Here is a 12,326-nt window from a genome sequence, read left to right as displayed (position 1 = left end):
CCCGCGCAGAGCGGGGGCCGCTGCGTCGATTATAGTTGGCTGGCAGCCAGTCAACGCAGGAGTTCCAGGATGTCCCCGCGCAGCGCATCGGTCAATGAAGAGTTGCGGAGGCGTTCCCGCGAGCGGCTGCTGCAGGCCGCGGTCGAGCTGGTCGACGCGCAGGGCTTCGAAGCCACCACGCTGGGCGACATCGCCGACCGGGCGGGCTCGGCGCGCGGCCTGGTGTCGTACTACTTCCCCGGCAAGCGCCAGCTGGTGCAGTCCGCCGTGCACCGGCTGATGCACCGCACTCTGGAGGAGGCGCTGGAGCACGAGCCGCACACGGAGGACGGACGGGAGCGGCTGGCGCGGGCCATCGACGCGATCCTGGGCCTCGCCCACGACCGGCCGGTGCTGATGCGCCAGCACATGGCGGGGCTGCTCCAGGCCGAGGGGTTCGTGCAGTGCCCGGAGCAGCGCCGGCTGTCGGAGCTGCTGGGCGACACCGTCGCGCGGTACGGCTCGCAGGACGTGACGGCCGACTACCCGATGCTGCGGGCCCTGCTGATGGGGGCGGTGTACGCGGCGCTGGTCCCGGGGGTGCCGATGCCGGTGCCGGTACTGCGGGCGGAGCTGTTCGAGCGCTACGGCCTCGACGGGGGGCTGGGGCTGCCGCCGGAGTCCGCACCGGCGACCGAGCGGCAGGACCTGTCCCGGTTCTTCGCCACGGAGGACCGGTCGGAGCCCCAACAGCCTTAGTACGCAGGGTGCATGACGGGTGGTCAGGATCCCTTTGCCGCACCTCCCCGCAGGTACGCCAGGTATTCACATCATCACACTCCGCAGCCGTGAACACGCGCCCGCTTCACCCCTGCGGCCCCTGTCGAGGCGACCGGGCCGGTGGGATGCTGGAGCCACCAGCCCCTCGGGCAAGGAGTCTCCTCGTGTTGCGTGTCGCCGTCGTCGGCTCCGGTCCGAGCGGGTGCTACACCGCCCAGAACCTCGTCCAGCTCGACCCCACGGTGCGGGTGGACGTCCTGGACCGGCTGCCGTGCCCGTTCGGACTGGTGCGGTACGGGGTCGCCCCGGACCACGAGAAGATCAAGTCGTTGCAGGGCAACCTCCGCACCGTCCTGGAGCACGAGCGGGTGCGGTTCCTCGGCGGGGTCCGGGTCGGCGGGCCGGGCGGACTGCCGGTGGCACGCCTGCGGGAGCTGTACCACGCGGTGGTGTACTGCGTCGGGGCGGCCACCGACCGACGGCTCGGGATCCCCGGCGAGGAGCTGCCGGGCAGTTGGTCGGCGACCGAGTTCGTGTCTTGGTACAGCGCCCACCCGGACGCCGTCGACGCCGGGTTCGTGCGCGACGCCCGGTCGGCGGTGGTCATCGGCGTCGGCAACGTCGCGGTCGACGTGGCGCGGATGCTGGCCCGGGGCGTGGCGGAGCTGAGCCCGACGGACATGCCGCAGGCGGCCCTGACCGCGCTGGTCCGGAGCCGGATAAGGGAGGTCCACGTGGTGGGCCGGCGAGGCCCCTCGCAGGCCCGGTTCACCACCAAGGAGCTGCGCGAGCTCGGCGGCCTGCCGGACACCGAGGTCCTGGTGGAGCCGGGCGAGCTGGCGCTCGACCCGGCGTGCGCCGACCCGTCCGCGCTGCCCGCCGCCCAGCGCCGCAACGTGGAGGTGCTGCGCGGCTGGGGCGAGCGCCGCGGCCGGGGACCGGGGCGCCGGATCCGGTTGCGGTTCTTCCTGCGTCCGGTCGAAGTGCTCGACGACGGCGGCCGGGTGGGCGCGGTGGTCTTCGAACGCACCGAGCCGGACGGGCTCGGTGGGGTGCGGGGCACCGGGCGGTACGAGACGGTGGAGGCGCAGTTGGTGCTGCGCTCGGTGGGTTACCGCGGAGTACCGCTGGAGGGGCTCCCGTTCGACGAGGAGAGCGGCACCGTGCCGCACGAGGCCGGCCGCGTCTTGCACGGCTGCTTCGACGTGCCCGGCGACTACGTCGCGGGCTGGATCAAGCGGGGCCCCACCGGCGTCATCGGCACCAACCGGCCCGACGCCAAGGAGACGGTGACGTCGCTGCTGGCGGACGCCCCCGTGCTGATGCGCCGGGAGGTGCCGGAGGACCCGGTCGCCGCGCTGCGCTCGGCGGGCGTCGAACCCGTCGAGTGGACGGGGTGGCAGGCGATCGAACAGGCCGAGGCGGCGCTCGGAGCCCGGCTGGGACGGGGCGTGGTCAAGCTGGCCGACTGGGACTCCCTGCTGGCGGCGGCGCGGGCGGCGGCAGGACGAACGGCGGTCGGGACGGAGCCGTAGCGGCCGCGTACACGGGCACGGCGGCCGGGGACGGAGTCGTGGGGCGGAGTCGCAACACAGTCGTGGCACGGAGTCGTGCCACGGAGTCGGCGCGCGGAGTCGATCGCGTCCCGGTGGGCATGACACGTATCGGCAACACCGCGGAAATCAACAAACTGTGCAAGCCGCTTACGGTCTCGTGCTGTCCGGATGTCGTCCCCGCTCTGGAGTCCCCATGGCCACGACCACCGCCCCCGTCCACCCCGTCGACGAGGTCCCACCCGTACGGCAACTGGCCGTGTTCGGGCTGCAACACGTGCTCGCGATGTACGCGGGAGCCGTCGCCGTTCCGCTCATCGTGGGCGGTGCGATGAAGCTGTCGCCCGCCGACCTGGCCTATCTGATCACCGCCGACCTGCTGGTGTGCGGGATCGCGACCCTCATCCAGTGCGTCGGATGCTGGCGCTTCGGCGTACGGCTGCCGATCATGCAGGGCTGTACGTTCGCGGCGGTGTCGCCGATGGTCCTGATCGGTACGACGGGCGGCGGACTGCCCGCGATCTACGGCTCGGTGATCGTGGCCGGTCTTGCGATCATGCTGCTGGCGCCCGTCTTCGGCAGACTGCTGCGCTTCTTCCCGCCCCTGGTCACCGGCACCGTGATCCTGATCATCGGGGTCTCGCTGCTGCCGGTCGCGGGCAACTGGGCGGCGGGCGGCGCGGGCGCCAAGGACTTCGGGGAGCCGAAGAACCTGGCGCTGGCGGCCTTCGTGCTCGCGGTGGTGATCGGCGTGCAGCGGTTCGCGCCCGCCCCCCTGGCCCGGATCGCCGTCCTGATCGGCATCGCGGTGGGCCTGGCGGTGGCCGTGCCGTTCGGATTCACCGACTTCAGCGGGGTCGGGGACGCCGACTGGCTGGGCATCAGCACGCCGTTCCACTTCGGCACCCCGACGTTCCACGCCTCGGCGATCGTCTCCATGCTGGTGGTCGCCCTGGTCACCATGACGGAGACGACCGGTGACCTGATCGCCGTGGGCGAGATGACCGGCCGCCGGGTCGAGCCGCGCTCCCTGGCGGACGGCCTGCGCGCCGACGGGCTGTCGACCGTCCTGGGCGGTGTCTTCAACACCTTCCCGTACACGGCGTACGCGCAGAACGTGGGCCTGGTCGGGATGACCCGGGTGCGCAGCCGCTGGGTGGTCGCGGCGGCCGGCGGCATCCTGGTGCTGCTGGGTCTGCTGCCCAAGCTGGGCGCGGTGGTCGCGGCGATTCCGGCGCCGGTGCTGGGCGGTGCGGGGCTGGTGATGTTCGGGACGGTCGCGGCGAGCGGTCTGCGCACGCTCGCGACCGTCGACTTCAAGGGCAACGACAACCTGACGGTGGTGGCCGTCTCGGTGGCGGTCGGCCTGCTGCCGGTGGGCGTGCCGACGGTCTACGAGAAGTTCCCTGACTGGTTCCAGACGGTGATGAACAGCGGCATCAGCGCGGGCTGCCTGACGGCGATCGCCCTGAACCTCCTCTTCAACCACCTGCCGACGAGGGCGGGTTCGTCCCCTCAGCCCGTGCCGAGCGAGGCCGGACCGGCGGCCTGAGCGGGGCCGGAGCGGCGGCCTGACGCCCCCCCGGCGGTATCAGGAGTCCGGGGTGAACAGCCGGGTCGGTATCGCGGCCGCCAGTGCCCCGTAGCCCGTCGGATCGAGGTGCAGCCAGTCCCCCACCTGGAGGTCGGCCCGCAGCCGGCCGGGGTCCGCGGGATCCCTGACCACCCGGTCGAAGTCCAGCAGCGCGTCGAAGTGTCCGGGGCCGCGGATCCAGGCGTTGACGCGCTGCCGGGCCGCCTCACGGACGCCCGCCCCGTCGTCGTACGCGTTGCCGCCGAAGGGCAGCAGCGTGGCGCCGTAGACCCGGATGCCCTGGGCGTGGGCGCGGACGACGATCTGCCGGTAGGCGGCGATCAGGTCGTCGGCGACGGCCCGCTGGGCCTGCGGGGTGGCGGCGGCCGTGCCGATGTCGTTGACGCCCTCGAAGACGATCAGCCAGGACACTCCGCTGCGGGACAGCACGTCCCGGTCGAGGCGGGCCAGGACGTTGGGGCCGAGGCCGTCGTTCAGAACGCGGTTGCCGCCGGCCGCCTGGTTGAGGACCGCGAGGTGCGGATCCGCGGCACGGGTCCGGAGCCGGTCGAAGAACTGGTCGGGCCAGCGGTCGTTGCCGTTGGTCGTGGAACCCCGGCCGTCCGTCAGGGAGTCACCGAGGACGGCGACGGCACGGGTCGCGGCCGGCGCCGGGACCTCGACGTCGCTCAGCAGGTACCAGTGGTCGACCGGGGTGGCGTCGGCGAGGTCCTGGTCCCGGACGTGGTCGCCACGCAGCAGGTACGACGTGGTGCGCGAGCCGGGGTGCGAGGTGAGCGCGTGGTCGGGCTGGCCCTGCGCCGTGTACGCCGTGACGGTGAGCTCGGCACCGGGGTCCAGTTCCATGTCCACGGGATCGGATACGACCTCGGCGCCGACCGGCACCACGGTGGCGGCCCGCCCGGAGAAGGTGACGGGCTCGACGCTGCCGGGAACGACGGCGCTGACGCCCGCCCGTCCGCCCTCGGGGAGCGCCGCGGTCACCGAGGTGAGCGGCAGGGGGGTGTCGCCGTAGGCGTTGGAGAAGCGCAGCCGCAGACGGTGTCCGCCGGCGGTCACCCGGACGGTCTGCCGCAGCGTGGTGTCGGCCAGGACCGAGGCCTCCCCCGTGAAGGGCGCCGGCGGCAGGTTGCCGGTCTCGGTGAGCTGCGGCATTCCGGTCCAGGTGGTCACCCAGTGGCCGCCCCGTGCGGTGTGTGCGGTGACCTGCCCGGGCCCGCGGACCAGCGCCGTGACGGCGGTGACGGTCATCACCAGGGCGAGGACGAGGACAGCGGCGCTGAGGAGCGTGGCGAACGGGGTTCTGCTGGGCTGCGGCTTCACGGGGGCCTTCCTGGCGAAGGGCTGCGGGACACCACCGGCATCGTGGCATGGACATGGCCCTTCTGGAAGCGCTCCCACAGCACTTGACCAGAAAGCGCTTTCACCCTACGTTCCGTTCAGCACCGTGACCAAGGGGTCGCAGATCGACCCCTTTTGAGCTGGTCTCCGCAGAAGCCGTTCAAGGTGCTGTACGTCGTCCACGTACAGAGCCGACTCCTTGACGACGCAAGCCCCCACTCGAAAGAAGGCACACGGGACATGACTTCACGAGTACTTGCACGAGCACGAGCACGGACCAGTGCGCGCGCACTGGCGGGCGGACTGGCCGCCCTGGGCCTGTCGGTTGGCATGATCATGACTGATGGGTCCCGGGCCGACGCGGCCACCTGGCCGACCGCGAACGGCAGCCAGGCCGTCAGCGCGACCATCAAGCTGTCGGGCACCAAGGACTACGGGATGCTGCGCCTCTACGGCAGCGGCGACCTCGGCACCGGCGGGCAGAGCGAGGACCAGGACCCCCTCCTCGACCTGGCGGCCGGCACGGTCCTCAAGAACGTCATCATCGGGGCGCCCGCCGCGGACGGCATCCACTGCGAGGGCAGCTGCACGCTGCAGAACGTGTGGTGGGAGGACGTCGGCGAGGACGCGGCGACCTTCCGCGGCTCCTCGTCCTCGAACGTCTACACCGTCTCCGGCGGCGGCGCGAATGAGGCCAGCGACAAGGTCTTCCAGTTCAACGGTGCCGGGACGCTGAACGTGTCCAACTTCGCGGTGCAGACCTTCGGCAAACTGGTCCGCTCCTGCGGCAACTGCTCGACGCAGTACAAGCGCACGATCAACCTCAACACGATCGAGGCGACGTACAAGGGCAGCGCGCTGGTCGGCATCAACACCAACTACGGCGACAGCGCCACCCTGAAGAACATCACGATCGTCGGGGACAGCGGCAAGAAGATCGTGCCCTGCCAGAAGTACATCGGCAACAACACGGGCGCGGAACCGACGACGAACGGGAGCGGCCCGGACGGGACGTACTGCAAGTACGCGAGTTCGGACATCACCTACAAGTGAGCCGGGCGACCGGCCGTCGCCGCTCACCGGGCCGCCGCCGCTCACCGGGCGGCGACGGCCCGACCGCGCCCTCCCGGACCTGTTCGTGGAGCGGGATTCAGCCCGTGTGAGCCGCCAGCGCGTCGATGAGCTCGGGCCAGAGCGGGCGTGGGCGGTCGTGTCCCATGTCGGGAATCAGCAGGAGTTCGGCCCCTGGCACCAGGTCCGCCGTGCGGCGCCCGCCGCTGACGTCGATCAGCGTGTCGTCCAGACCGTGGATCACGAGGGTGGGCACCCGCAGTTCCCGGAGCGCGTCCGCGCGGGAGCCGCCGAGCACCATCGCGCCGAGCTGACGTCCGATCCCGGCGGGGTGGAGGCCGCGGTCATAACTGGCGGCGGCCAGCTCCCGGAGCGCCGCCGGGTCGCCGTAGCGCCTCGACGCCCACGCCAACTCCCGGTCCGCCGCGGCGATGTAGCCCTCGCGGTCCGTGGGCTTCGGGCCGAACAGGACCGCACGGGCCTCGGGGCTGGACCGGCCGTACTCGCTCTCGCCGGTGGAGGACATCATGGACGTCAGCGTCAGCACCCGCTCCGGGTGGCTGATGGCCATCGTCTGGGCGATCATTCCGCCCATCGACGCGCCGACCACGTGGGCTCGTTCGACACCGAGCACGGTGAGCAGGTTCAGGCCGTCGTCGGCCATGTCCTGCAAGCCGTAGGGGACCATGGCGAGGGCGGCGGCCATGTCTCCCGAGCGGACCGTGGCGATGAACCGGCCCACTTCGACGGGGTGTTCGTCGAACTTCGTGGACAGTCCGCTGTCGCGGTTGTCGTAGCGGATCACGTACCTGCCGCGATCCGCCAGCGCCTGGCAGAAGTCCTCGTGCCAGGCGATCATCTGGGCGCCGAAGCCCATCACGAGCAGCACAGGGGGGTCTCCGGGATCGCCGAAGGCCTCGTGGGCGATGGACACTCCGGGTGACACTTCGGCGATGGGCATACGCGGATCCTGCCAGGCCAGGGCTACCGGGCGCACCCGGATTGCCGACGGGCGGCCAGGGGTTCCGCCGGGCCGGTGTGGCACTGCGGGTGTCAGTCACCCAGGTGTGCCAGTCGCCCGCGGGTGTCAGCCGCCCGCAGGTGTCGGTCGCCCGCAGGTGTCGGTCGCCCGCGGTGTCAGTCGCCCGGGGGTGGCGTCGGCTCGCCCAGTTCCGCCCGGTAGGCCGCGTAGGCCGCGCGCAGGCGGTCGGCCGGCCAGTCGGGCGGCAGCAGTTCCGGGGGCAGGACCGGGTCCGTCAGCAGGTGACGGACGGCCGCCGCGAAGACCGTGAAGCGGTCTGGCGGGAGCGGGGATTCGGCCGCTCGGTCGAGCAGGGCCCGGGCCCGGGCGGACCAGGTGGTCAACGGCCAGAGGGAGGCCGCCAGTTCGGGTGCGGGACGGGCCGGCCGGCACGTGTACGACTCGGTGGTCGCCAGCAGATCCGCGGGCAGCGCCCGCACCAGGTTCGCCGGGCGCAGCCAGACTCCCTCGCGCAGTTCGGCGAGCCGCAGGGCGGTCAGGCGGGTGCGCAGCTCCGCCCGTTCGGCGGGGCCGCGGCCGGAGGCCGTGACGACCAGCATCTCCCAGTCGCCGTGCCACGCGCGCGTGCGGGGTCGTACCGCCTCGTCCTGGCGCCGCTGCCGGGTCAGCAGCCGCTCACTGAGGCCGTATACGGCGTCGCCGGTACGGCGGAGGTCGCCGGACGCCGTCATACGGCTGAGGGCGGCCCTGAGCGTCGAGCCGCCGATCCCGAACGGTTCCACGAGCCGCACCAGGTCCTTCACCGGCAGCTCCGGCGGATGCGTGCCCAGCAGCAGGCTCAGCACGACCGACCGGGCGGACAGCGGCCGCAGGTCGGCGTCGGCGGCCTCGGCGGACACGTTCATGTGCATGGTCACGTACTGTACGGGCGGCAGCGTATTGCAATATTGCTGCGACCGCAGGAAGAGTGCAACATGGACCCCATGGACTCCACCGCCTCGCTCCGCCGGCCGCAGCGCGCCACCGCCGTCGCCCCCACCGGCACCTCCGCCGTCGACCCCACCGGTACCTCCGCCGCGGCCACCCACGACGTCACCAACCAGGCGCCGCCCCTCGCGCCCTACGACGCCTCCGACGACCAGGCCCTGCTCGAAGGGGTGCGAAGGGAGGGTGCCGGGTGGGCCGAGGAGGAGATCCGGCGGCTCGGGGTCCGGGCCGGCAGCACGGAGGCGCAGGAGTGGGGTGAGCTGGCCAACCGCCACGAGCCGGAGCTGCGCACCCACGACCGGTACGGCAACCGGATCGACGAGGTCGCCTTCCACCCCGCCTGGCACCACCTGATGCGGACGGCCGTCGCCGAGGGCCTGGCGGGGGCGGCCTGGGCGGACGGCCGGGCCGGCGCCCATGTCGCACGGACGGCGGGCGGGCTGGTGTGGGGACACACCGAATCCGGCCATGGTTGCCCGACGTCGATGACCTACGCCGCCGTGCCCGCGCTGCGCGCCCAGCCCGAGCTGGCGAAGGTGTACGAACCGCTGCTGACCAGCAGGGTCTACGAACCGGGGTTGCGGGTGCCGGCGGACAAGCCCGGGCTGCTCGCCGGGATGGGCATGACCGAGAAGCAGGGCGGTTCGGACGTACGGACGAACACCACGACCGCGGCTCCCACCTCCGAGCCCGGCGTCTACACCCTGCGCGGGCACAAGTGGTTCACGTCGGCGCCGATGTGCGACGTCTTCCTGGTGCTGGCGCAGGCGCCGGGCGGCCTGTCGTGCTTCCTGGTGCCGCGCGTGCTGCCGGACGGCAGCCGCAACGCGTTCCGCATCCAGCGGTTGAAGGACAAACTGGGCAACCGGTCGAACGCGTCCTCGGAGCCCGAGTTCGAAGGGACCGTGGCCTGGCTGGTCGGACCGGAGGGGCGGGGCGTGAAGACCATCATCGAGATGGTCAACTGCACCCGGCTGGACTGCGTGATGAACTCGGCGACCCTGATGCGCAAGACGCTTGTCGAAGCCGGTCATCACGTGCGGCACCGCAGCGCGTTCGGCGCGCGCCTCGTCGACCAGCCGCTGATGCGCAACGTGCTGGCCGACCTGGCGCTGGAGTCGGAGGCCGCGACCACGCTCACCCTGCGCCTCGCGGGCGCGGCGGACCGCGCGGTGCGCGGGGACGAGCAGGAGCGGGCGTTCCGGCGGATCGCGACGGCCGTCGGCAAGTACTGGGTCACCAAGCGCGGTCCGGCCTTCACCGCGGAGGCCCTGGAGTGCCTGGGCGGCAACGGCTACGTCGAGGACTCCGGCATGCCCCGGCACTACCGGGAGGCACCGCTGCTGTCGATCTGGGAGGGCTCCGGGAACGTCAACGCACTCGACGTGCTGCGCGCCCTGTCCCGTGAACCGGGCGCCGCCGACGCCTTCTTCGGCGAACTCGCGCACGCGCGCGGGGCGGACGCCCGGCTGGACGGCGCGGTCGCCCGGTTGAAGGCCGGACTTGCGGAGACCGATCAGGTGGGCGCCCGCCGGCTGGTCGAGCGGATGGCGCTGGCACTCCAGGCATCGCTGCTGGTCCGGTACGCCCCCGCGGCCGTCGCCGACGCCTTCTGCGCGACCCGGCTGGACGGCGACTGGGGGTATGCGTTCGGCACCCTGCCCGCCCGGACCGCACTCGACCCGATCCTGGAACGGGCACTGCCCGGCGCGAACTGACCGCTGCTCGCGTGTCGTTGGCCGGTGACCGTCGACGGATCGCACACAGTCGCCGTCCGATTCCGCATTGTTGTCAGTGCCGTGGTGCAGACTCCCGGACAGGTGGTACTCGCCTGGGGAGGACAACGTGTTCACGGGGATCGACGAGGTCGACTGGACCTCGCTGCGGCACGCTCACGGCAGCGCGGCGGACGTGCCCGCCCTGCTGCGCGGACTGGCCTCGGCGGACGCGGCCGAGCGGGAGGCCGCGCTCGACGGGATGTACGGCTCGGTGCACCACCAGGGCAACGTGTACGACTCGACGCTCGCCTGCGTCCCTTTCCTGTTCACGCTCGCGGCCCGAGTCGAGGTCCCCGACCGCGGCGCCATAGTGGAACTGCTGGTCAGCATAGGGGCGGAGAGCGCGGGCGCACGGGCCCAGGGCGCGGTGCGCGCGCGGGCCGAGGCGTTCGTGGCGCTGGCCGAGGACCCGTGCCCCTGGGTGCGGCGGGCGGCGGCCGGGGCGCTGGTCCGGTTCCTCGACGAACCGGCGCGGGTGCTGGAGCTGCTCGGCCGGCGGATCACGGCCGAGGCCGACGAGCGGGTGCTGGGGTCGCTGACCGCGGCCCTCGGCCAGTTCGTCCTGCGCCATCCGGCGCGGGCGGCCGCGGCGGTGGACCTGCTGGCCGCGCAGAGCGAGCCGCCGTACCCTCCGGGTGCCCGGCTCGCGGCGCTCGGGCAGCTGGCCCTCGGCGCACCGGAGCGGCTGCCCGCCGGGCTCGTACCGACCGCGGTCCGGCTGCTGAGGGAGCGGACCGAGCACCGGTCGGCCGGCCCGGACCGGGCGGAGACGGACACGCTGGTCGGCCGGATACGGCGGCTGCGGCCGTCGGACGAGGAGGGCTCGTCGCTGCTGCGCACCCTGCACCGCGCGCTGGACGACCGGGTGACGGACCGGATCGCTCTGCTCGTGGGCCAGTTGAGCAGTCCGGGGGCGTTGGACCGGTGCAACGCGGTGCGGATGTCGGCCGGGCTGTTCCGTGAGTGGCGCGCGGACTTCACGGCTCCCGTCGCCCTGATCGGCGCCCAACTGCGTCTTGAGGAGGACCAGTTGCGGGACGCGGCCGTCTCGGTCCTCGCGGAGCTTTTCGGGCTGGCCGCGCCCGCGGCCGACGAACTGCACGCCCTGGTGACGGTACGGCCCGACCTGTGGGTGCGCACCTGGGAGCGCGGCAGACCCTCCCTGGGCGGCCCTCTCAAGGCCCTGGCCAGAAGCGGCGATCCGCGCGCGGTACCGGCCCTGGCCCAGCTGCTCGCGGGACCGGTGGTGCCCGGCGGTCTGGGCTTCGAGGTGGTGCACCTGGGCCGGGCGGCCGCCCCGCTCGCCCCCGCGTTGCGGCACCGGCTCGGCCGGGTTCCGCTGGACTCGCCCGAGGCCGCCGAGCTGGCCGCACCGCTGCTGGCGGCGGTCACCGCGCTGGCGGATCCCGCGGCGGTGCCGGAGGTGCTGCGGCTGCTGCGCGGCGCGCCGGACGCGCTGGGGGCGCGGGAGGCCCTGACGGGGCAGGCGGTGCGGGCGCTCGACGCGCTGGGTACGGCCGCCCGGGCGGCCACGCCGGTGCTGCGCGGGCTGCTCGACACCCGGCACGCGGCGTCGGCGGCGGGAGCCCTGTGGGCGGCGGAGGGCGATGCGGAGGCCGTACTCCCGGTGCTGTTGCGGGAGTTGACCATCGGCCGGAGCCGGAGTGCCCGCACCGCGGCCGAGCAGCTGGGGCGGCTGGGCGGAGCCGCGCGGCAGGCGCTGCCCGCGCTGCGTGCGCTGGCCGGGTCCGGCCGGGTGTGGGAACGGATCTGCGCGGCAGGGGCGTTGTGGCGGATCGAGGGGGATCCGGAACCCGTGCTGCCGGTGTTCCGGTCCGCCTGGTCCCAGAACCCGCACACGCGCTGCGCGATCGCCGGGCACCTGGCGGCGATGGGCCCGGCGGGTGCCCCGCTGCACGACCTGGTGACGGCCGAACTGGCCACCGCCCGGCGGCACACGGCACGGCCGGGCGGGTACGGCAGCCACGACATCGCCCAGGACGAGCGCCTGCTCGCCACCTGCCGAAGGGCACTGCCGAGCAGCTGACCGGGGTACGGCGGCCGGGGACGGGCGCCGCCGGCGGAGAGGTGCTGACGAGCCGCTCACCGGGGCACAGCTGCCAGGCGCGAGCGCCGCCTGCCGCAAGGTGCCGACGAGTCGCTGACGACGGCACGGCTGCCGGGGTCGGGCGGCGGGCGAGGCCGGGCGGCGGCGGGCGAGGCCGGGCGGCGGCGGGCGAGGCCGGGCGGCGGCGGGCGAG

General features: G+C 73.3%; 9 protein-coding genes. 6 read left to right on the top strand and 3 right to left on the bottom strand.

Annotated elements, in window-relative coordinates; translation table 11 throughout:
- Positions 1-69 precede the first annotated feature (69 nt).
- The 3 genes from MB828_RS19675 to MB828_RS19665 all read left to right on the top strand — a co-directional run bounded on the left by MB828_RS19675 (position 70) and on the right by MB828_RS19665 (position 3,864).
- The gene (locus MB828_RS19675; protein WP_133024968.1) at positions 70-738 is read left to right on the top strand and encodes a TetR/AcrR family transcriptional regulator; all 669 of its coding nucleotides are present in this window, start codon (positions 70-72) and stop codon (positions 736-738) included.
- Between the two features lie 185 nt (positions 739-923).
- Positions 924-2,294: an FAD-dependent oxidoreductase gene (locus tag MB828_RS19670; RefSeq protein ID WP_301649344.1), complete on the top strand. Its 1,371-nt coding sequence runs from the start codon at positions 924-926 to the stop codon at positions 2,292-2,294.
- A 214-nt stretch (positions 2,295-2,508) separates the two neighbouring features.
- Positions 2,509-3,864, top strand: a complete 1,356-nt coding sequence (locus tag MB828_RS19665) for a nucleobase:cation symporter-2 family protein (RefSeq protein ID WP_301649343.1) — start codon at positions 2,509-2,511, stop codon at positions 3,862-3,864.
- A gap of 39 nt (positions 3,865-3,903) precedes the next feature.
- On the opposite strand, the gene MB828_RS19660 is transcribed toward MB828_RS19665, so the two are convergent.
- Positions 3,904-5,157, bottom strand: a complete 1,254-nt coding sequence (locus tag MB828_RS19660) for an SGNH/GDSL hydrolase family protein (RefSeq protein ID WP_301649430.1) — start codon at positions 5,155-5,157, stop codon at positions 3,904-3,906.
- Positions 5,158-5,487: 330 nt separating this feature from the next.
- Here MB828_RS19660 and MB828_RS19655 point away from each other — a divergent pair, with 330 nt between their 5' ends.
- A complete protein-coding gene (locus MB828_RS19655) occupies positions 5,488-6,300 on the top strand; it encodes a pectate lyase (RefSeq protein WP_301649342.1) in 813 nt (270 codons plus the stop codon).
- A 97-nt stretch (positions 6,301-6,397) separates the two neighbouring features.
- Here the strand turns inward: MB828_RS19655 and MB828_RS19650 are convergent, their stop codons facing one another.
- Both MB828_RS19650 and MB828_RS19645 read right to left on the bottom strand, forming a co-directional pair.
- Positions 6,398-7,279, bottom strand: coding sequence for an alpha/beta fold hydrolase (locus MB828_RS19650; protein ID WP_301649341.1), 882 nt, complete (start codon positions 7,277-7,279; stop codon positions 6,398-6,400).
- Between the two features lie 176 nt (positions 7,280-7,455).
- Complete coding sequence (locus MB828_RS19645; protein ID WP_301649340.1) at positions 7,456-8,211, bottom strand: PaaX family transcriptional regulator C-terminal domain-containing protein; 756 nt, start codon at positions 8,209-8,211, stop codon at positions 7,456-7,458.
- 72 nt (positions 8,212-8,283) lie between these two features.
- Between MB828_RS19645 and MB828_RS19640 the strand changes: the two genes are divergently transcribed.
- Both MB828_RS19640 and MB828_RS19635 read left to right on the top strand, forming a co-directional pair.
- Entirely contained in the window at positions 8,284-10,005 is a 1,722-nt protein-coding gene (locus MB828_RS19640) for a DNA alkylation response protein (protein WP_301649339.1), read from the top strand.
- Positions 10,006-10,132: 127 nt separating this feature from the next.
- Positions 10,133-12,112 carry a HEAT repeat domain-containing protein gene (locus tag MB828_RS19635; RefSeq protein ID WP_301649338.1) on the top strand — a complete coding sequence of 660 codons (1,980 nt, stop codon included), beginning with the start codon at positions 10,133-10,135 and terminating at the stop codon, positions 12,110-12,112.
- The last annotated feature ends 214 nt before the right edge of the window (positions 12,113-12,326 follow it).

Origin of the sequence: Streptomyces arenae, assembly GCF_022343545.1 — a bacterium.
Lineage (GTDB): Bacteria > Actinomycetota > Actinomycetes > Streptomycetales > Streptomycetaceae > Streptomyces > Streptomyces humi.
Note: the sequence above shows the minus strand (reverse complement) of the source record. Positions and strands in the feature narration are given on the sequence as shown.